The sequence below is a fragment of the Halioglobus maricola genome (assembly GCF_009388985.1).
GTDB classification, from domain to species: Bacteria; Pseudomonadota; Gammaproteobacteria; order Pseudomonadales; family Halieaceae; genus Halioglobus; species Halioglobus maricola.
Map to the genome: position 1 here is coordinate 4233635 of NZ_CP036422.1, position 21032 is coordinate 4254666.

The following is a 21032-nucleotide window of genomic DNA, read 5'->3' on the forward strand; positions in this document are numbered from 1 at the left end:
GTGTCAAATACAGCGCGGCGGTGGTATCTTTTCAGTCCTCTTACCGCAGGAAGATTGTCGCAATTTGAGTCAGCCAATGGGACATCTATTCAATCGCAATATTTTACTCGGCGTCTCAGGTGGCATTGCTGCCTATAAATCCGCCGAACTCATCCGCCAGTTGCAGGAACTGGGGGCGAACGTCCGCGTTGTTATGACCCGGGGTGCCCAGGAGTTCATCACTCCGCTGACCCTGCAGGCGCTGTCTGGCAACCCGGTGCACACTGAATTGCTCGACGCGGAAGCTGAACAGGGCATGGGCCACATCGAACTAGCGCGCTGGGCCGACCTTCTACTTATTGCGCCCGCCACCGCCGACCTGATCGCGCGCCTCGCTGCCGGACGTGCAGATGACCTGCTGACAACCGCAGCACTAGCGACCGCTGCGCCACTATTGTTAGCCCCGGCCATGAACCAGCAGATGTGGCGCGACCCCGCTACCGATGCCAATATCTCCCAACTGGAGCAGCGGGGCGTCAGCCTGATCGGGCCAGCCTCAGGCGAGCAGGCCTGTGGCGACATCGGCCCAGGCCGCATGGAACAGCCCGACATCATCGCCCGCGCGGCTGCGGATATGTTTGAAACAGGTGCATTGCAGGGCAAACGAGTCGTTATTACCGCAGGCCCGACGCGCGAGGCGCTGGACCCTGTTCGTTACATTTCAAATCACAGTTCCGGCAAGATGGGTTACGCCCTGGCCGAAGCTGCAGCTGCCGCTGGTGCTCGCACCACGCTGGTAAGTGGCCCAGTCAATATCACCCCTCCCGAACGTGTTGAAGTAGTCAATGTCACCAGTGCCAGAGACATGCTGGACGCCTGCGAATCACGGCTCGAGGAGTGCGACATCTTCATCGCCTGCGCCGCAGTGGCTGACTACCGCCCTGCTGACGTGCAGGAACAGAAAATAAAGAAGGGCCCAGACGACATGAGCCTGACACTGGTCAAAAATCCGGACATCGTGGCCAGCATCGCCGCGAGTGAACACGCCGTTTTCACGGTGGGTTTTGCGGCTGAGACCCAGCAGGTACTCGAATACGCCCGCGGCAAACTGGAGCGGAAGGGGCTCGACATGATCGTAGCCAACGATGTCTCCAGTCAGGGGATTGGCTTCAATAGCGACGAAAACGAGGTGACGGTTCTATGGCCCGGCGGAGAAGTAGCTATGCCTCGGGCACGCAAATCGACCGTTGCAGCAGGCATCATCGCCCAGATTGCCATGCGCCAGGACCCGTAAAAAGTGCCGATGCCAATTCACTGCGAGGCCTCGCCGTACTATGATTGGCAGCTCAGCAAGGACTGTCTCAGGCAATGCTAAAACTAACAAAAAAGAACAAGGACGCTAGCGGCGGGAAATCTCGCCCGAAAACGGCAGGTAAATCTCAGGGGATTTCCTCCCCCGGGAATGCATTGTATAAAATTCTGATCACAGCTCTGGGCGCACTCGCCCTGGTTCTGGTCGTGGCCTTCACCTATCTTCTGCTGCTGCGCGAACCCGCTCTCAGCCACAATCAGATCGAGCGCGCAGCGGACTCCTACGCCAGCCAGCAGGCGACTAACTTGCACCGCATGATTACACTGTTGCGCTCACGTATGGTCGCAGCGGCCAACACTCCACTGGCTCAGACCGCCATCGCCAGTCAATCAAGAGAAGAGCTCCAGGCCGTGGAAACGGCGCTGCTGGAGCACTTTCCGGAACTCATCAGCCTGCGCATCCTGCCCGTCGGTGAAATGGGAACTGCCGCTTTTAAAGGCGGCAACCAGGGTCTGCGCAACCATATCGAAGTGAACATGGTGGGGCGGACCAGCGACGGCGAGGCCACGCGCCCTGAGTCCTATCAGATCGAGGGGCAGTGGTTAACCTCCCTGGCCCAACTCGTGAAAAATCCAGACATCGAAAATCGCAATGCCGTGATTCTTGCCACGCTCGCTAACGATAGTATCAATCGACTGCTGGAAGGCCTGGACGGCAGCGTGGGGAACTTCGCCGTCGAACAGGCATATACCAGCCCCACTGGACTTGCCAAGACCAATATAATTGCCAGCACCGGAAACGGCGGCGATGAGGCCTATACCCGTTACGCCGCGATCCCTGATACCACATGGACAATTGCGTTCACGCCTTCCGAGGCGCTACTGCAAGCCTTAACGCCCTCCAGTATGCCGACCCTGGCAGTGTTCATATTATGTATGTTGGGCGCCGTCGGAGCGTTCGCCCTGGTCGCCATACGCATGTCTCGTGTACTTGAAAACGATGTCAATCAGATGATATCCGCTGCCGACCGCAAATCAGAGCTTCAGCTAGCCACACCACAGCTGGTGCCCGCTGCCCGCCAACTCAGGCGCGCAACACTGCGGGCCATCCGCGCAGGCAACGCGGCAGCGGAGTCGGTTCCGGAAGAAGATACACAGACCCTGGACCTCGAATCCGAAACAGGATCGCTGGAGCTCGACCTCGCCTCAGATGCACCTGATGTGCCCGATGATTTTCCCGCGCACATTTTCCGCGCTTACGATATTCGCGGTGATGCCCGCAGCGAACTCAACGAAGAGCTCATCGCCCAGATAGGTCTGGCCATCGGCACAATTGCAGGTGAGATGAACGAGCAATCGCTACTCGTTGGCTGTGATGGACGCAAATCATCGCCGGCGCTCAAGGCGGTACTGATTCGGGCTCTGATGGAGTCTGGCCGCGATGTCATTGATATCGGCCTCGTACCGACGCCAGTGCTCTACTTCGCGACTCACCATCTCGAATGCCGCTCCGGGATCATGGTCACAGGCAGCCACAATCCTAAAACTGACAACGGTCTGAAAATCGTCCTCAACCGGCAGACAATCGCCGCGGGAGGCATTGAGCAGATTCGCGATCGGGTCCTCGCCGGCGATTTCAGTCACGGCAGCGGGCGAATGATCAAAGAAGATGTCGTCCCGGCATACGTTGAGGAAATAGCGCACGATGTCGCCGTAGCGGTCCCGCTCAAAATTGTGCTGGATGCAGGTAACGGTGCGACCAGCGCGATTGCCCCGGAACTCTTCGAGGAACTCGGCTGTGAGGTGGTTCCGCTCTACTGTTCGGTTGACGGCGATTTCCCCAACCACGCTCCCGACACCAGTGACGAGGCGAATCTCACCGACCTGATCGAAGCGGTAAAAGAAGAAAATGCCGACTTTGGCGTCGCTTTCGACGGAGATGGCGACCGTTTGGCGGTTGTTACCAGCAGCGGCCGCATCGTGCGCTCAGACATACTGCTCATGGTATTTGCCGAAGATGTCGTCTCCCGCAACCCCGGCGCCGACGTGGTCTTCGACGTGAAATGCAGCCGCAATCTCACCCAGCTGATCACCCAGCACGGTGGCCGGCCGGTGTTGTGGAAAACCGGCCACGCCTTTATGAAAGAGAAAATGGCCGAAACCGGTGCCCTCCTTGGCGGCGAGTTCTCAGGCCATATGTTCTTCGGCGAGCGCTGGTTTGGGTTCGACGACGGCATGTACGCAGCCGGACGACTAGCGGAAATACTGGGCACCCATGGCAGCACCCTCGACGAATTGATCGACCGCTTCCCGGCTACGGTCAATACGCCGGAAATCCTGATCCCTGTTGACGACAGGGGCAAACACGCTATCGTCGAGCGCATCGTCGCCGGCGCAGAATTCAGCGGCGGCCGGGTCAACACCATGGACGGATTGCGCGTTGATTTCGCCGAGGGCTGGGGCCTGGTGCGAGCATCGAATACCACCGCCGCGCTGACCGCGCGCTTCGAAGCAGAATCAGAAGAGGCGCTGGAGAACATCAAAAACGAGTTCCGCGAGCAAATTTCCGTCACGGCACCCTCCCTGGATTTAAATTTCTGAGGCCATACGGGTCCTCGCTCTCAACAAGGTTTAAGCATGTCCCTCAATCGCGACGCGGCCCTAAACATCGCTCAGGTACTGACCGAAGCGCTACCCTATATCCAGCGCTTTACCGGCAAGACTATCGTCGTCAAGTTTGGCGGCAATGCCATGGTAGATCCGGCACTGCACGAAAGTTTTGCCCGGGACATTGTGCTCATGAAACTGGTCGGCATGAACCCTGTCGTTGTGCATGGGGGCGGCCCACAGATCGGGTCACTGCTGGAAAAACTCAATATCAAGAGTGAGTTCATCGACGGCATGCGCGTCACCGATGCCGAGACCATGGACGTCGTAGAGATGGTGCTCGGTGGCAGCGTCAATAAAGAAATTGTCTCATCCCTCAATCGCAACGGGGGCAAGGCCATTGGCGTTACCGGCAAGGATGGCCAGTTGATCCGCGCCCGGAAAATGCAGGTCAGCCGCCACAGCCCGGAGCTGAACGCGTCCGAGATTATCGACATCGGCCACGTTGGCGAAGTAGACCAGATCGACACCGAGGTTCTGAACGTCATTCTCGACAGTAATTTCATTCCCGTCATCGCACCCATTGGCGTGGACGGCGAAGGGAACAGCTACAACATCAATGCCGACCTTGTGGCGGGTAAGCTCGCCGAGGTCATGCAGGCGGAGAAGCTGATGCTGCTCACCAACGTCGCCGGGCTGCTGGACAAAGAGGGCGACATACTTACCGGCCTCAGCACAACCGAAGTCGATGAGCTGATTGAAGACGGCACCATTTCCGGCGGCATGCTACCAAAAATAGGCTGCGCCCTGGACGCGGTGAAGTCGGGTGTCGCTAGCTCCCACATCATCGACGGCAGAGTGCCTCATGCGGTGCTGCTCGAAATCTTCACCAATGAGGGCATCGGCACGCTCATTACCAATCGACGAGATTGAGCCCAGTACAATTTGACGCTGTAAATAGCGCTATTTTAGACCTAATTCACGCCGTGCTTATTGCAGGTCGCTCGGGTAGCAGCTAGCATGGTTAAGTACCTGATAGATAGTAGCGTCCATGCCCCCTAAAAAATCTCAACGGCGTCAGCAAATTCTGGAAGCACTGGCCCAGATGCTGGAAGCCAATCCGGGCAACCGGATAACCACCGCGGGCCTGGCCAAAGAAGTCGGTGTGTCCGAGGCCGCTCTCTATAGACACTTCCCCAGCAAATCAAAAATGTTCGAGGGACTGATAGAGTTCATCGAAGACACCTTGTTCAGCAGGATCAACCTGATCCTCAACGAAGAGGCCACTGCAGCGGTTCGATGTGAAAAAATGATCGTTCTGCTGCTCGCGTTCACAGAGCGCAACCCAGGCATTACCCGAATCCTGACCGGCGACGCGCTCGCCGGTGAAACCGAGCGCCTGCATATCCGCGTCGCTCAATTATTCGATCGGTTTGAAACACAGCTGCGCCAGGTAATCCGCGAAGCTGAGATGCGCGAGGGTTTGCGGCCGAGTATCCCTCTCACTGCAGCGGCCAACTTGATGATGGCCACAGCCGAAGGCCGGATCTCCCAGTACGTTCGTTCAGGCTTCAAGCGTGCGCCAACAGAGGGCTGGAAAGCCCAATGGGATTTATTGATAGAGGGGTTTTTCCGCGAGGCTGTGAGCCAGCCCATTCCAGGGCAAAGCAGCAACCTGGCCCATTCCTGATACGGTCAGCTAGCTGCCCAGGTCGCCGTATTTGTCTTCTTTCTTGACTGATTGCTGGCGACGAAACTCCACGAGATCAAGCAACATGGTGAAACGGTCCACATCCGCGGTATAGGACGCGTTCACGGCATCAATTTCCTTCTCCCGGTCCACGATGGCACGCTCTGTTACCGCAATTTCGCTCTGCAAGTCCTCGATTGCGCGCAGCCGCTGGTCATCCACCTGGTGGCCCAACCGCTCCATCTCTGCGGCCTGAGTCTGGTAGTTTTCTATCTGTTGCTTTAGCGAGCGCTTGTTGCCCTTGAGAATGCTTACCCTGATGCGCAGGTCCATCAGGGCCCTTTCGCGCGCAGCCTCGATATCCTCGATCGTAGAGTAACGCAGCATCAGCGACTGATCCCACTCGCGCAAGCGCTGCTCTTCCTTCTTGGCCCGGGCAGCTTGCCACTCCTCGGCATCCGCCCGTTTTTGCTCTTCCGGCGTCAATTCCCGCGGCACGACCCCGATGACAACGCCCTTGCGACTGAGGATTTCATAGCCTTTCTTGACGTGCTCCGGTGGCACATGATCGTCCACCACCGTATTGCCCTGATCGTTTTTATAGCGATAGAGTTTCGATGCCTGCGCCGATGGCGCAAGCACTAATGCGGACAACAATGTCCCGATAGTAAGATATTCCGTTATCTTCATGGGGCCAATATAAGGCTTTAGGATCATGCGCTACAAGCTGATACGCCATATTGGCTGCGATATTTCTTCATCGCCTCCAGCGCCTCAGCACGGTCTCCGCGCGCTTCGAGATAGTCGATAATATGCCCCATCTGGACAATACCCATAACTGGGATGCCGTACGCCTGCTCCAGCTCCTGAATCGCCGACTGTTCACCCTTGCCCCGCTCCTGACGGTCGAGACCGATCGCAACACCGGCCAGCGACGCTCCCGCTGACTCAATCATGGCAATGACCTCTCGCACTGCCGTACCGGCAGTAATAACATCGTCGATCACCAGCACGCGGCCCTCGAGCGGAGCCCCTACAAGTACGCCACCCTCACCGTGATTCTTGGCTTCCTTGCGATTGTAGGCAAAAGGCACATCCATACCATGTTCATCAGCCAACGCGACTGCCGTTACTGCCGCCAGCGGAATGCCCTTATAGGCGGGCCCTAGCAGAACATCAAACTCGATACCCGAAGCGACGATCCGACGGGCGTAGCAGCGCCCCAGTGCGGCGAGCGCCCGGCCACTGGCAAAAGCCCCGGCATTAAAGAAATAGGGGCTAATGCGCCCTGATTTGAGGGTAAATTCGCCGAACTTAAGGACTTCATAGTCCTGGGCGAGCTCGATGAACTCTTTCTGGTAAGCCTCCATGGGGCTGAAAACTCCTCTGGTGATGTCGGGCGCACCGCTGTTTCCGCGGGCGATTCCCTCTTTGTATTCGCCTGATTCCCGGCTAGAATGCTGCCATTAGTTAATGACCGCGAGTCCGGCGCTAGAACCGGTATAGTAATAAGCAATGGCGGTCATAACGATAGTCTGTTGCAATCGAATATTGCATAGTGAATAGTTCTCGTTCATCACATCTCTCTGTGATGGCAAGGGCTAGGTATCATACACCCTCATAATTAAAGGGACCAAGCAAGCAATGAGGATCATCAGTTTCAGCGCCGACGGCATCAAGAATGCCGCCGACAAGGGTTTCTACGACTGGCTGAAAGAGCAGGACGCCGACTTTGTCTGCATCCAGGACCTGCAGTGCTCCGAATACGACCTGCAAGACAACCTCTACTTCCCTGAAGAGTACAACCCGTACTTCTTCGATGATATCGATGGCAAGGCCAACGGTGTCGCCCTGTATTGTCGCCAACTACCCAAGGCCATCATGACCGGCCTTGGCTTCGCTGACTTTGATATGGAAGGACGCTACATCCAGGCGGACTACGAGAACATCAGCGTGGGTTGTATCCTGGCCCCACAGGCAGAACCCGGCAACGAAGAGCAGCTGGCTCGCAAGAATGAGTTTTTCTCGTTGCTGGGCAACCATCTGCAGAAAGTGCGCAACAAGCGCCGCGAATTCATCATCTGCGGCAACTGGAATATCGCCCACACCCCCGGTGATGTCCAGGACACGGAGAGCAACAGCACCGTCCCCGGCTTCCTGGCCGAAGAGCGCCAGTGGATCAATAACCTGCTGGATGAAGGCTACGTGGACGCTTTTCGCGAGATCAACTCGGACCTCGACGAATTCAGCTGGTGGCCGGGCGGCGACCGCTCAAACAACGGCTGGCGCACCGACTTTCACATCATCTCCAAGGGGCTGCAGTTCTCGGTCGACTACGGCGCCATCTACAAGAGCAAGGAATTTTCCAGCCATGCTCCGGTAATCATGGATTACGACATCGAGCTGTAAAACCGGCAACTAGCCCCAACCAAACCTGGGATTTACCCGGCGAGAGCAGCCTTCTGCAGGCTTATCAGCTCCTGAATGCCGGAACTGGCAAGATCCAGCATCGCATTGAGCTCATCGCGAGCAAAAGGAGCCCCCTCGGCGGTGCCCTGTACCTCGATAAAGCCGCCGTCCTCACCCATGATGACATTCATGTCAGTATCGGCCGCCGAGTCTTCCGGGTAATCCAGGTCCAGGACTGGCACGCCCTGATAGACCCCCACCGAGACCGAACCGATCATCTGCTTCAGCGGGTCCGTGGTGATGATTTTCTCACGCTGCAGGTAGTTGATCGCATCGACCAGAGCAACACAGGCACCGGTAATAGAGGCGGTGCGGGTGCCACCATCAGCCTGAATCACATCACAATCGATATTAATGGTGTTTTCACCCAGCTTTTTCATGTCGACCGCCGCGCGCAGGGAGCGACCTATCAGCCGCTGGATCTCGACGGTGCGTCCGCCCTGCTTGCCACGGGCTGCTTCGCGGCCCATGCGGCTGCCGGTAGAGCGCGGAAGCATGCCGTATTCGGCGGTGACCCAACCCTGGCCCTGGCCGCGGAGAAAGCGGGGGACGCCCTGCTCCACCGACGCGGTGCAGATGACGCGGGTTTTGCCAAAGCTCACCAACACCGAACCCTCGGCATGGCAGGTGAAGTTGCGCGTAATTTCGATATCGCGAAGTTGGTTAGGCTGGCGGCCGCTGGGACGTTGCATGGAGTAACTCCTTAAAATTGAGGCGCCAAGTATACGCCTGCCGGCACCCCGTAAGCACTCTTTGGTGAACAGGGATTGGCAAGCTGCTACAATTTCTGGCCACCGCAGATAGCGAGGAAAACCCTTTGGCCAAGATTCACAGCATGACGGCCTTCGCCCGGGAAAGCAGCAACGCCGACCACAGCATCGTGACGGTCGAATTGCGCTCCGTGAACCACCGATACCTGGACTGCAGCTTCAAGTTGCCAGACGCGCTTCGCGCGCTGGAACCCAGGTTCCGCGAACTGGCCGGCAAGAAACTCGCCCGGGGTAAACTGGACTGTCTGATGCGGATACAGGCGGGAGCGGAGCGCAATAGCACTCTGGACATCAATCAAGAGCAACTCAGCGCACTGATGGATGCCACCAGTCTCGTCACCGGCAAATTGGAGACTCGCGCACCAACCGCGCTGGAGATCCTCCAGTTTCCGGGCATTTGCTCCGCTGAGGAGCAATCCGAGGAAGCCCTGCACAAGGCCGCCCTGGACATTTTCGGTGCTGCCCTTGGCACGCTCGCAGAGAGTCGCCAGCGTGAGGGCGAGAAACTGGCCGCCATGATCCAGGAACGAATCACTGCAGTAGAAGGCGAGGTGACCGTCACTCGCTCTCTGGTCCCGGAGTTACAAAAGGCCCAACGTGACCGCATTCTCACCCGCATCGACGACCTCGGCGTAGAGGTGGAACAGGGCAGGCTGGAACAGGAACTGGTCTACCTGGCGCAGAAGTCGGATGTCGACGAGGAATTGGACCGACTCGACGCACACGTTGAAGAAGTGCGTCGCACGCTCAAGAAAGGCGGCCCCTGTGGCCGGCGCCTCGACTTCCTGATGCAGGAGCTCAATCGCGAGGCAAACACGCTTTCATCCAAGTCTACGTCCAGCTCTACCACCCAGAACGCCGTGGAACTCAAGGTTCTGATCGAGCAAATGCGTGAGCAGATCCAGAATATTGAATAGGCCCAACCATGAGAGAGCAGAAATGAGCCACAAAGGTACCCTCTACACCGTATCGGCGCCCTCCGGCGCCGGTAAAACGAGCCTTGTCTCGGCTCTAATCAAAAATACCGACAAGCTGTGCGTCTCAGTCTCACATACCACTCGCGAGCAGCGTCAGGGCGAAACCGATGGTGTGAACTATCACTTTGTCAGCGAGCAGGATTTTCTCGACATGCTGGAACGCACCGAATTCCTGGAGCACGCCAGGGTCTTCGGCAATCTGTACGGCACCTCACAGCTATGGGTAGAAGAGCAGCTGGAGAAAGGTATCGACGTGATTCTGGAGATCGACTGGCAAGGCGCACAACAGGTCAAGCGCCAGTTGCCGGCCACCCTGTCGATTTTTATCCTGCCACCTTCGCGGCTGGCACTGCTGCAGCGCCTGACCGCCAGGGGCCAGGACGACGCAGCAGTGATCGACGGCCGCATGGCCGAAGCCGTGGAGGAAATGTCGCACTATATCGAGAGCGATTATCTGGTGATCAACGACAACTTTGACCAGGCTCTGGAAGAGTTGCGCTCGGTAATCACCTGCCAGCGCATGTCTACAGACCGCCAGCGTCAGATCCACATGGCATTACTGGACGAACTGCTGTCCTGAACCTGCAAAATTCCCGCTTGGGTGAACGGCCTTAGCAAGGTATAATTTCTGGTTCCTTTTTAATCAATCTCTTAACACAGGAAATCCCAGTAATGGCACGCGTTACCGTTGAAGACTGCCTGGAAAATGTAGCCAACCGCTTTGAGCTGGTCATGGTTGCCAGCAAGCGATCCCGCCAGATCGCCACGGGCGGCAAAGACCCCCTGGTAGAAGAAGAATCTGACAAGCCCACCGTTATCGCCCTGCGCGAAATCGCTGAAGGCCTGGTCACCCCGGACATCCTCACTCGTGAAGACGAGCTGGAAGCCGAGGAAGAGTTGGCTGAAGTGATGATGGAAGCCGCTGCTGCTCCCCAGTAAACCCAGCTCCAATCGAGGGCATTCCTGCAAAAACCCATGGCCACGCAGACCCTGAATGCCCTCGAAACCACGCTCCACAGTTACCTCACCCCGGAGCAAACCAATAGCGTAATCCGCGCATACTACTTCGCCGAGCAGGCCCATTTCGGGCAGATGCGGCGCAGTGGCGACCCCTACATCACCCACCCTCTCGCTGTCGCCCGCATCCTGGCGGACATGCACATGGACCATCAAAGCCTGATGGCCGCCATGTTGCACGACGTGATCGAGGACACGGGCATACCCAAATCTGCCATCGGCGACCAGTTCGGCACCGATGTTGCGGAACTGGTGGACGGGGTGAGCAAGCTCACCCAGATGGAATTCGAATCGCTGGAAGAAAAGCAGGCGGAGAACTTCCAGAAGATGGCCCTCGCCATGGCTCGGGATATCCGCGTCATCCTGGTAAAACTGGCCGACCGGCTTCACAACATGCGTACCCTGGGTGTACTGCAACCCGCCAAAGCGCGGCGCATCTCGCGTGAGACCCTGGATATCTATGCCCCAATCGCCATGCGATTGGGAATGAACAACGTCCGCATGGAATTTGAGGACCTGGGGTTCTCGGCCATGTACCCCATGCGCGCCACCCGCATTGACGCCGCCCTGCGCAACGCTCGCGGAAACCGCACTGAACTAGTAGATAAAATTCGCCACCAGATCGAGACCACGCTGGACCAGGAGAGTCACGAAGCGGAGGTCATCGGCCGCGAGAAACACCTGTACAGCATTTACAAGAAGATGAAATCGAAGCGGAAGTCCTTCGCTGAAATTATGGACGTGTACGCCTTTCGAATCATCGTTGATTCGGTAGACACCTGCTACCGGGTGCTGGGCTGCGTGCACAGCCTGTACAAACCGGTACCTGGCGAATTCAAAGACTATATCGCGATACCCAAGGCCAATGGCTACCAGTCCTTGCATACCGTACTCATTGGCATGCACGGTGTGCCTATCGAAATCCAGATCCGCACCCGTGATATGGAAGACATGGCCAACAACGGCATCGCCGCACACTGGCTCTACAAGAGCGACGCACAATCTGCCAATGGCAGCCACGCCCGGGCCCGCGAGTGGGTGCAGGGCCTGCTGGAAATGCAGCAGCGTGCCGGTAACTCACTGGAATTTATCGAAAGCGTCAAGATCGATCTTTTCCCGGACGAAATCTACGTGTTCACCCCCAAGGGCCGGATCATGGAAATGCCCCGCGGGGCGACCGCTGTGGACTTCGCCTATGCGGTACACACCGACGTGGGCAACAGCTGTGTCGCCTGCCGCATCAACCGGCGCCTCGCGCCTCTGTCAGAACCACTGGCAAGTGGCCAAACCGTGGAAATTCTGACCGCACCAGGCGCAAGCCCGAACCCATCGTGGTTCAACTACGCCGTCACCGCCAAAGCGCGTACCAATATTCGACACTACCTCAAACACCAGACGCGCGAAGACTCCGTCTCTCTGGGCCAGCGCCTCCTCGAGCGCGCCATGTCCACCCTGGACAGCAGCCTGGAATCCGTACCTGAGGACGAACTACAGGAATTCCTCACCGCCAATAACTACCCGGCTCTTGCGGACTTGTTGGAGGATATTGCGCGGGGCCAGCGCCTGCCGGCCATCACGGCACAGCAGATACTCGGGGTGGCAGCGCCCGAGCACGAGCCAAGCAGAGAAGATGCCCAACCCGTCGCCATTCGCGGCACCGAAGGTTTCATGTTGTCTTACGCCAAGTGCTGCCATCCGATTCCAGGCGATCCCATCGAGGGCTATCTCAGCTCTGAAAAAGGGGTAGTGGTTCACCGCGAGCGCTGTAATAATCTGGCAGAAATGCGCGAAACGACGGACCGTCTGGTCGCACTGCGCTGGGACGAGCAAGTTGAGGGCGAATTCGCCGTCGAGTTGCGAATCGAAGTAGAGAACCGCCGCGGTATGATTGCGGTGATCGCTACTCGTATCAACGCCATGGGCGTCAACATCGAAAAAATCGCCACCGAGGACAAAGATTACCAGTTCACCTACGTGGATCTGGAAGTCATGGTAGAAAACCGCGTCCACCTGGCACGTATTATGAAACGCCTGCGCGCCGTCAGCTCGGTGCGCAAAGTGACCCGGGTCAAAAACTGACCCGGGCAGAGTCCCAGAAGGACCCGGCAATACCCCAAAGGAGAAAGCATTGACCAATCGCGCCGTCATCTCAACCCCCGATGCCCCAGAGGCAATAGGCCCCTACTCACAGGCCATCAAGGTGGGAAACACCGTGTGGATTTCCGGCCAGATTCCCCTGGTACCCGGTTCAATGGAACTGGTTGATGGCGACATTACCGCCCAGGCCAGACAGGTGTTCGAGAACCTGAAAGCTATCGCCGATGCCGCCGGCGGCACGCTCAATAACGCCGTTAAGATAAACATCTCACTGACCGATCTCGGCGACTTTGCAGCGGTCAACGAGGTCATGGCCAGCTATTTTGACGCGCCCTACCCCGCTCGCGCCTGTGTTCAGGTCGCCGCGTTACCCAAGGCGGTCAGTATCGAAGTCGAGGCCATTCTCTCGGTCTAAGCCATGACCCTGACCGAACTTCGCTACCTCGTCGCCCTTGCCGAATGCGGCCATTTTCGCAAAGCCGCAGACACCTGCAACGTAAGCCAACCCACGCTCAGTATCGCCATCAAGAAACTGGAAGAAGAGTTGGGTGTCGACCTGTTTGAACGGGCGCGGCATAAGGTAAGCCCCACTCCCATCGGCGTGCAGGTGGTCAGCCAGGCCCGCACTGTTTTACAGGAAGCCAGCAATCTGGTTGCCCTGGCAGAGCAAGGCAAAGACCCTCTGGGCAGCGTGCTGTCGGTGGGCGCCATCTATACCGTCGGACCTTACCTCTTCCCCCGACTACTTTCCGGCCTGCGCAGAATCGCGCCAGACATGCCGCTCTATATAGAAGAGAGCTACACCGCTGCGCTGCGCGGGAAACTCAGTAGTGGCGCCCTGGATGCGATTTTTGTAGCGCTTCCGTTCACCGAGCCGGATGTTGTTACCCGTGCCCTGTTTGACGAGCCCTTTGTGGTACTCATGCCCGACGACCATCCCCTGGTCAAGGAAACGACTATCGACCCGGCCGCACTAGCCGACCACAAAGTCCTGTTGATGGGCGAAGGCCATTGCTTCCGCGACCAGGTGCTCGAGGCATGCCCCGGCCTGCAGGAATCCATTATTGAACACAACGCTCGAGACCACGCCACTGTCGAAGGCAGCTCACTTGAGACCCTCAAGCATATGGTGGCAGGCGGGCTCGGAATCACGGTGTTGCCGGAATCTGCAGCCAGCCTCGCTCTCTACGGCGATACCCACCTCACAGTACGGCCTTTTAGCGACCCGCCGCCAGCGCGCACCATCGCCCTGGCCTGGCGAGTCAGCTACCCCCGTCACCAGGCCATCGACATACTGACTGACGCCCTCCGAGACGAATGAGCGGTATAGCCGGAGCACCGGTGCAGGAACTGCGCGGCGTGGGCCCAAGTCTCGCCAGGAAACTTGCTGACTACGGGGTACACCGGGTGGAAGATCTGCTGTTTCACCTGCCCCTGCGCTACCAGGATCGCACCCGAGTCACACCGATCGGCGCCCTCCAGGCGGGAGCAGACGTAGTCGTGGAAGGTGAAGTGCGGGTAGCCGATATCGCTTTCGGCAAACGCCGCTCCTTGGTGGTTCGCATCCAGGACGGCAGCGGCACCCTGACCCTGCGTTTCTTCCACTTTTCCGCAGCACAGAAAAACAACCTGCTGCCAGGGACCCGTATCCGCTGTTTCGGCCAGGCGCGACGGGGTGCCAGCGGCCTGGAAATGTACCACCCAGAGTATCGCCAGATCGTTGATGGCGAGACGCATAACGAAGAGGCATTAACTCCGGTCTACCCAACCACCAACGGCATCGGCCAGAATCAGTGGCGCAAGCTCTGTGAGCAAGCCGTGTTGCGCCTGCACCGCGATCCACCGACGGATCTGCTGCCTACAGGCCACCGTTTCCCCTACGATCTGGGTGCTGCGCTGAGCTACCTGCACTCACCTCCACCCGAAGCACCACAGCAGCAATTAGTGGCGGGCGAGCACCCGGCCCAGTTGCGCCTGGCACTGGAAGAACTTGTAGCGCACAACCTGACCCTGCAGGGCTTGCGGCAACAGCAACAGGCCGAGGGGTCGCCCTGTCTTAAGGGCGGCGACGAATTGATGCAGAAATTTCTGGCCGGACTGCCCTTCACCCCCACCGGCGCACAGCAGCGCGTCATCGCCGAGATCGAGGCAGACATCGCGAGCCCCCACCCCATGTTGCGGCTAGTGCAGGGGGACGTAGGGTCCGGAAAAACACTGGTGGCCGCCGCCGCCGCATTGCGGGCCATCGCCAGCGGCTACCAGGTGGCCATTATGGCGCCCACGGAAATCCTCGCTGAACAACATCGCAGCAACTTCGCCAGCTGGTTCGCCGATCTCGATATCGAAATCGCCTGGCTGAGCGGTCGCAGCAAGGGCAAAATCCGGGCCGCGTCCCTGGCGCAGATCGAATCGGGAACCGCAGGGCTGATTGTGGGTACCCACGCCCTGTTTCAAGACGACGTGATGTTCCACCGCCTCGGCCTGGTCGTGGTAGACGAGCAGCATCGCTTCGGCGTCCACCAACGGCTTTCGCTAACAGAAAAATCGGGGCCCGATGTGGGTCGCCCGCACCAGCTGGTAATGACCGCGACCCCCATTCCGCGCACCCTGTCCATGGTCGCCTACGCTGACCTCGACTGCTCCATCATCGACGAATTGCCGCCCGGACGAACACCGGTTGAAACAGTGCTAATCGACAACCAACGCCGCGAGCGTATTGTCGAGCGCGTCGCCGCCGCCTGTGCCGGTGGCCGTCAAGCGTACTGGGTTTGTACCCTAGTAGAGGAGAGCGATGTCTTGCAGGCACAGGCCGCCGAGGCCACCGCCGAGGAATTGCGCATGGCCCTGCCACAGCTGCGGGTTGGGCTCGTGCACGGGCGATTGAAACCCGCCGAAAAAGACACGGTGATGGCGGCGTTCAAAGCTGGCGAACTGGACTTACTGGTCGCCACGACGGTTATTGAGGTGGGTGTCGATGTCCCCAATGCCAGCCTTATGATTATCGAGAACCCCGAGCGTCTGGGCCTGGCCCAACTCCACCAGCTGCGCGGCAGGGTCGGCCGCGGCGAAGCAGCAAGCCACTGTGTTTTGCTTTACCAGTCGCCGTTATCCGCCAATGGCAAACAGCGTCTGACAGCCATGCGTGAAAGCAGCGACGGCTTCTATATTGCCGAGAAGGATCTGGAATTGCGCGGCCCGGGAGAAGTACTCGGCACCCGGCAAACAGGCCTGATGGAGTTCCGCGTAGCCCAACTACCGGCGCACAATCATCTTCTCGACGAGGTGCAGCAGATTGCCGCGAATCTCCAGAAGAACCATCCACAACTGGTGGAACCGCTGGTTCAGCGCTGGACCGGAACTACGCGCCAGTTCGCAAAAGTCTGACCCTGCGCCGCAGCTCATCCACGCCTATGTCAGCCAGCGTCTGCATATTGCGAGCGGGTATCGCCTCGGGATCCGGAAACTCTCCCAATACCCGGGACAACATATCCTCGCGGATAAAATGAATCGTCGGCCACGGTGAGCGATTACTGTAGTGACTGCTAGAGGCAGGATCCTCCCCCTCAAACAGGTAATCCGGGTGAAAACTGGCCAGTTGCACCAACCCCTCCAGGCCCGCCTGCTCGAGCAGGTCTTGACCCTCGGCGAGAAAATCCAGGTAGTCGTCGAAGGATGCCAGAGCACGGGAAAAGACCAACAGGGTGGTCGCAACCTCCTCCTCCGGCTGCGATTGCAGTAGATCCAACTCCATTAAAAAAGCCCGGACCAGGTCCGGGCTCTCGCGGGAATCACAGACAGCCACGCGCAATGCCGGGCTCTCAAACACTGGGCGGGCGAAAGGGCAGAGATTGAGGCCGACGACAAAATCCGCCAGCCACGCTCTTGTTTGCCGCTCTACTGCAGCCCCGTCAGGCATCGCTCAGGGCATGATAGGCGGCAGCTCTTTCTGCAGCGCCATCTTCTGCTTGGTCGCATCACCAGTCAGGGCAAAACCCAGTAGCTCTCCCGCACCGTTGCGGAATTCACCTTTGACATTGTTGCCGTCAATTTCAAACGACCACTCGCCCTCTGCACCCTGCGCCGGGGGCGCAACAGTAACGGGACAGGCAGGTACCTTGATGGTGACAGGCATAGCCGGATAGCTCACTTCGGTGGGTTCGCCCGTCAGGGTTTTCGCAAGGGCACGCGCCTGTGCCATCAGCGGCGCAACATAAACCAGCACATGGCCGTTTACCTCGGCACAATCTCCCATTGCGTAGACATTGGGCACGCTTGTTTCGAGCAGGCGATTGGTGACCACACCGCGATTGGTCTCAATGCCTGAAGCCTGGGCCAGGTCAACACGGGGACGAACACCTACCGCGGACAGCACAAGGTCAGCGTCGATGGTGTCGCCATTGTTAAGCGACACTTTTACGCCAGAATCTGCGGTGTTCACCGCGGTTACCAGCGGGCCAAAATGAAACTTCGCTCCCTTCTCTTCCAGAGCAGCCTGCACCGCTTTGCCCGCGGGCTCGGGCAGGAGTGTGGGCAGGCAATAGCCGAGCGGATCTACGGTTTCTGTTTCGAAGCCGCCGTTGATAAGGTCATTGGTGTATTCACAGCCGATCAGGCCGCCGCCAATCAGGCAAACCTTGCTGGCACCGTTCTTCTTCATCGCGGTGCGGAAGTCATCGAAGTCCAACAGATCATTGATCGAATACACCTTGTCCAGGCCATCCCCCTCAATAGGTGGGCGGATAACATCAGCACCCAGTGCCAGTACCAGCTTGCTGTAGTGCACTGCGGTCTCTGCGTCGCCAACCTTGATGAGCTGGTTGGCGGTGTCGATTGCGGCCACCTTGGTCATGGTCCAGACGCTGGCCTTTAGCATACGGCCCATTGATCCGGCATCCATCTGGGCCAAATCGGTAGTGCTCATGTCCTTGGTGTAGCCGGTGGACAACATCGGCTTGGAGTAGGAGCGGCCGTCGTCAGAAGTGATCAGGATCAACGGGGTCTCTGCATCGTGCTTGCGGAATTCCTTGGCCAGGCCATAACCTGCAAGGCCAGTACCGAGAATGACAACAGGCGCGTGCACCTGGTCCACGACCGGTTCCTCATGGTGGGGCGTGTCGTCTACCGGCGACTCCTCGAGCAGTTCGAAGTCTTCCTTACCCACACCACAGTCCGGGCACAGCCAATCTTCGGGCACGTCTTCCCACTTGGTGCCAGGGGCAATGCCGTCATCCGGCCAGCCTTCTTTCTCGTCGTAAACCAGGCCACAGACAATACATTCCCATCTACTCATTTTGATCTCACTAAGGGTTACTTTGGGACGAAACACTATAGGGTTGTGTGAAAAATGTGCAAGGCCATTTCGCGGCTCCAAAGTTGACATATTGAGCCACCGACAGCTTGCAAGGCCGGGTCGGATCAAGCATTCTCCCGAGCCATGACACTCACCCCCTCAAACCGTCGCAGATCCCCGCGCGAGCCCCACTGGCAGCGCAATGAGCGCTTGACGTCACGGGAACTCGCGCCGGATATCCGCCGTTGGCTGCTGGATGATGGCTCTTTGACCGGAAGGCTCATAGACCAGCAACGGGGCGTGTTCGCCGTGGACAGATTGTTCCAGGGCTGGGAGGTTCCACTGCCCTCGGAGCGGCGCCTTTTGGACCTGGGTCAGCGCCAGCTCGCCATCGTGCGCGAGGTTGTGCTGAACCAGGGCAGTCACAACGTCGTGTTTGCCCGCAGTGTCATGCCCCTCTCAAGCCTGACCGGCGATCTTGGCCACCTGCGCCGCCTCCAGACTCGCCCGCTGGGGGCCATCCTGTTCAGCCATCCCAATATGCGCCGCAGCCCCTTCGAACTGGCCCGGATCGCCGGCGACAGTGACTATCTGCCGCGCGAGTATCAACAATCGCAAGCGGTCTGGGCACGCCGTTCGCGCTTTGATATGAACGGCCGCAGCGTGATGGTGAGCGAGGTGTTCCTTGAGGACTTCCGCCCCTGGCCTACGGTGCTACCCGTTCATCGCACCCAACGAGGCAAAGTGAGCGCTGCAATTGTTCGTCCGAAGCAGTAAGCTGACGACTTTCTGGCCCACTTTTTATTGATGCCCCCACCCTCCAAATTCCAGGCTCTGCTACAACTGATCCGCTTCGATAAGCCGATTGGCACCACCCTGCTGCTATGGCCAACGCTCTGGGCTCTATGGATAGCCGCGGGTGGCGTTCCTGATGTCGACCTGTTGATTATTTTTGTGCTCGGGACGTTCCTCATGCGTTCGGCCGGGTGCGTGGTCAACGATCTAGCGGACCGCCACTGGGATGGCGAAGTAAACCGCACCAGTGGCCGCCCGCTGGTCACCGGTACGGTCACCCCCAATGAGGCGCGAGCGCTGTTCCTGGGGCTGCTCCTCGCTGCATTTGTGCTGGTGTTGTTCACCAACCCACTCACGGTGAAACTGTCCTTCGCCGCAGTTGCGTTGGCCTCCACCTACCCATTTATGAAGCGCTACACCCACCTCCCTCAGCTGGTCCTGGGGGCAGCCTTCTCATGGGGCATCCCAATGGCCTTTGCGGCCCAGACCAACGAGCTCCCCAACGCACTGTGGTTGATCTACCTGGGCAACCTCGCCTGGACCGTGGCCTACGACACCAAATACGCGATGGTCGATCGCGAGGATGATCTGGTAGTGGGCATCAAATCTACCGCCATTCTGTTTGGCCGGCACGACCGACTGATCGTCGCCTTGCTGCAGCTTGGTTTCCTCGGACTGATGGTCGCTGCGGGCCAGAGTTTCCATCTGGGAGCGGCCTACTATCTAGGCCTGGTGATCGCAGCGGCATTGTGCGGCTATCACCAGTACCTGATCCGGGAACGCGATCCCGACGCATGCTTCAAAGCATTTCTGCACAACAACTGGGTGGGCGCGGTTATTTTTGCGGGCATCGCACTCGATTACGCAATTTGATAGCGCGCTGAGATGGAAGCAGAGTTCATAACCAGCCTTGAGCAAGTCGACGCCAGCGAATGGGAGCAGCTGTTCGGACGGGACTACCCTTTTACCCGACACGATTTCTTGCTGGGGCTGGAGCGAACCGGCTGCACTACTGCAGAATCGGGCTGGCAGCCCTGTCACCTGCTGCTGCGGCAAGAAGGATCGCTGCTTGCTGCCATGCCGATGTACCTCAAGTCACATTCCTACGGAGAGTACGTGTTCGACTGGTCGTGGGCCCGGGCCTGGCAGCAAAGTGGCCTGGAGTACTACCCGAAGCTTGTCACCGCTATTCCGTTCACCCCGGCTACCGGTTCGCGTCTCGCCCATACCCCTGAGTTAGACCCGGCCACCGCCAGGGATACAGTGCTGCAAGCGATAAAACAATTCGCGGCCGCTCAAGAAGTTTCGAGCTGGCATCTGCTGTTCCCGGAAAAAGAGGTGTCCGACGCGTTTCTGGAACGTGACTGCCCCCAGCGCGTAGCGGTGCAGTTTCACTGGTTCAACCGCAACTACCATCACTTTGACGACTTTCTCGCAGATTTTTCCAGCCGCAAGCGCAAAAACCTCCGGCGAGAGCGCCGGCGTATCGAAGAGCAGGGCCTTGAACTCCAGACCCTCGAGGGAGCGCAGATTACCGCGGCAGACTGGGAGCGATTTCATCACTTTTACCAGACCACTTACGCCAAACGCAGTGGCCACGGCGGCTATCTCAGCCGGGAATTTTTCACCGAGCTACTTCCCACCCTGGGGGACCAGGTAGTCATGGTCGTTGCAAGACACGGCGACAACGCTGTCGCAGCGGCGCTCTACTTCAGGTCGTCCGACACACTTTACGGCCGCTACTGGGGATGCCTGGAGGAATTCGATTGCCTCCACTTTGAGGCCTGTTACTACCGCGGCATCGAGTATTGTATCGAGCAGGGCATTGCCCGATTTGACCCAGGTGCCCAGGGAGAGCACAAGATTCAGCGCGGTTTCCGCCCGGTTGAAACCTGGTCAAATCACTGGATTGCAGATCCCGGACTAGCGGCCGCTGTGGCCGACTTTACCCGCTCGGAGGTCGCTCATACTGCGGCTTACAAGCGCGAAGCGGAAACACTGCTGCCGTTCAAACAGGCAGCGGAGTGATC

The 21032-nt window shown here is 58.4% G+C and carries 20 protein-coding genes; 15 read left to right on the forward strand and 5 right to left on the reverse strand.

Annotated features, from left to right (window positions below; genetic code table 11):
* Positions 1 to 76: 76 nt before the first annotated feature.
* From coaBC to slmA, 4 genes are all read left to right on the forward strand, one after another.
* Positions 77 to 1273: a bifunctional phosphopantothenoylcysteine decarboxylase/phosphopantothenate--cysteine ligase CoaBC gene (gene coaBC, locus EY643_RS19215; protein ID WP_153240774.1), complete on the forward strand. Its 1197-nt coding sequence runs from the start codon at positions 77 to 79 to the stop codon at positions 1271 to 1273.
* A 74-nt stretch (positions 1274 to 1347) separates the two neighbouring features.
* Positions 1348 to 3891, forward strand: a complete 2544-nt coding sequence (locus EY643_RS19220; RefSeq protein ID WP_153240775.1) for a phosphomannomutase/phosphoglucomutase — start codon at positions 1348 to 1350, stop codon at positions 3889 to 3891.
* A gap of 36 nt (positions 3892 to 3927) precedes the next feature.
* A complete protein-coding gene (argB, locus tag EY643_RS19225) occupies positions 3928 to 4830 on the forward strand; it encodes an acetylglutamate kinase (protein ID WP_153240776.1) in 903 nt (300 codons plus the stop codon).
* Positions 4831 to 4948: 118 nt separating this feature from the next.
* Complete coding sequence (gene slmA, locus EY643_RS19230; protein ID WP_153240777.1) at positions 4949 to 5587, forward strand: nucleoid occlusion factor SlmA; 639 nt, start codon at positions 4949 to 4951, stop codon at positions 5585 to 5587.
* A 9-nt stretch (positions 5588 to 5596) separates the two neighbouring features.
* On the opposite strand, the gene EY643_RS19235 is transcribed toward slmA, so the two are convergent.
* Positions 5597 to 6277 (reverse strand): hypothetical protein, encoded by a 681-nt coding sequence (locus tag EY643_RS19235; protein ID WP_240732769.1) that lies wholly within the window; start codon positions 6275 to 6277, stop codon positions 5597 to 5599.
* 23 nt (positions 6278 to 6300) lie between these two features.
* Positions 6301 to 6957, reverse strand: a complete 657-nt coding sequence (pyrE, locus tag EY643_RS19240; protein WP_153240778.1) for an orotate phosphoribosyltransferase — start codon at positions 6955 to 6957, stop codon at positions 6301 to 6303.
* Positions 6958 to 7231: 274 nt separating this feature from the next.
* Between pyrE and EY643_RS19245 the strand changes: the two genes are divergently transcribed.
* Positions 7232 to 7996 (forward strand): exodeoxyribonuclease III, encoded by a 765-nt coding sequence (locus tag EY643_RS19245; RefSeq protein ID WP_153240779.1) that lies wholly within the window; start codon positions 7232 to 7234, stop codon positions 7994 to 7996.
* A gap of 32 nt (positions 7997 to 8028) precedes the next feature.
* On the opposite strand, the gene rph is transcribed toward EY643_RS19245, so the two are convergent.
* On the reverse strand, positions 8029 to 8748 hold the full coding sequence (rph, locus tag EY643_RS19250) for a ribonuclease PH (RefSeq protein ID WP_153240780.1): 720 nt from the start codon (positions 8746 to 8748) through the stop codon (positions 8029 to 8031).
* Between the two features lie 125 nt (positions 8749 to 8873).
* Between rph and EY643_RS19255 the strand changes: the two genes are divergently transcribed.
* The 7 genes from EY643_RS19255 to recG all read left to right on the forward strand — a co-directional run bounded on the left by EY643_RS19255 (position 8874) and on the right by recG (position 16301).
* Positions 8874 to 9743, forward strand: a complete 870-nt coding sequence (locus tag EY643_RS19255; RefSeq protein WP_240732770.1) for a YicC/YloC family endoribonuclease — start codon at positions 8874 to 8876, stop codon at positions 9741 to 9743.
* A gap of 22 nt (positions 9744 to 9765) precedes the next feature.
* A complete protein-coding gene (gene gmk, locus EY643_RS19260) occupies positions 9766 to 10383 on the forward strand; it encodes a guanylate kinase (protein ID WP_153240781.1) in 618 nt (205 codons plus the stop codon).
* Between the two features lie 92 nt (positions 10384 to 10475).
* Positions 10476 to 10742 (forward strand): DNA-directed RNA polymerase subunit omega, encoded by a 267-nt coding sequence (gene rpoZ / locus EY643_RS19265; protein ID WP_153240782.1) that lies wholly within the window; start codon positions 10476 to 10478, stop codon positions 10740 to 10742.
* Positions 10743 to 10778: 36 nt separating this feature from the next.
* Positions 10779 to 12899, forward strand: a complete 2121-nt coding sequence (spoT, locus tag EY643_RS19270; protein ID WP_153240783.1) for a bifunctional GTP diphosphokinase/guanosine-3',5'-bis pyrophosphate 3'-pyrophosphohydrolase — start codon at positions 10779 to 10781, stop codon at positions 12897 to 12899.
* Between the two features lie 49 nt (positions 12900 to 12948).
* Entirely contained in the window at positions 12949 to 13332 is a 384-nt protein-coding gene (locus EY643_RS19275; protein ID WP_153240784.1) for a RidA family protein, read from the forward strand.
* Positions 13333 to 13335: 3 nt separating this feature from the next.
* Positions 13336 to 14238, forward strand: coding sequence for a hydrogen peroxide-inducible genes activator (locus EY643_RS19280; RefSeq protein WP_153240785.1), 903 nt, complete (start codon positions 13336 to 13338; stop codon positions 14236 to 14238).
* Positions 14235 to 16301 carry an ATP-dependent DNA helicase RecG gene (gene recG, locus EY643_RS19285; protein ID WP_153240786.1) on the forward strand — a complete coding sequence of 689 codons (2067 nt, stop codon included), beginning with the start codon at positions 14235 to 14237 and terminating at the stop codon, positions 16299 to 16301. Before EY643_RS19280 ends, recG begins: the two co-directional genes overlap by 4 nt.
* Here recG and EY643_RS19290 read toward each other — a convergent pair.
* Positions 16276 to 16833, reverse strand: coding sequence for a DUF1415 domain-containing protein (locus EY643_RS19290; protein WP_153240787.1), 558 nt, complete (start codon positions 16831 to 16833; stop codon positions 16276 to 16278). The genes recG and EY643_RS19290 overlap by 26 nt on opposite strands.
* A gap of 3 nt (positions 16834 to 16836) precedes the next feature.
* On the reverse strand, positions 16837 to 18207 hold the full coding sequence (locus EY643_RS19295; RefSeq protein ID WP_153240788.1) for an FAD-dependent oxidoreductase: 1371 nt from the start codon (positions 18205 to 18207) through the stop codon (positions 16837 to 16839).
* Positions 18208 to 18351: 144 nt separating this feature from the next.
* Here EY643_RS19295 and EY643_RS19300 point away from each other — a divergent pair, with 144 nt between their 5' ends.
* The 3 genes from EY643_RS19300 to EY643_RS19310 are packed head-to-tail and all read left to right on the forward strand — an operon-like array spanning position 18352 to position 21030.
* Positions 18352 to 18984, forward strand: a complete 633-nt coding sequence (locus EY643_RS19300) for a chorismate--pyruvate lyase family protein (RefSeq protein WP_153240789.1) — start codon at positions 18352 to 18354, stop codon at positions 18982 to 18984.
* A 30-nt stretch (positions 18985 to 19014) separates the two neighbouring features.
* Complete coding sequence (ubiA, locus tag EY643_RS19305) at positions 19015 to 19875, forward strand: 4-hydroxybenzoate octaprenyltransferase (protein WP_153240790.1); 861 nt, start codon at positions 19015 to 19017, stop codon at positions 19873 to 19875.
* Between the two features lie 12 nt (positions 19876 to 19887).
* Positions 19888 to 21030 (forward strand): GNAT family N-acetyltransferase, encoded by a 1143-nt coding sequence (locus EY643_RS19310; RefSeq protein WP_153240791.1) that lies wholly within the window; start codon positions 19888 to 19890, stop codon positions 21028 to 21030.
* Positions 21031 to 21032: the final 2 nt, after the last annotated feature.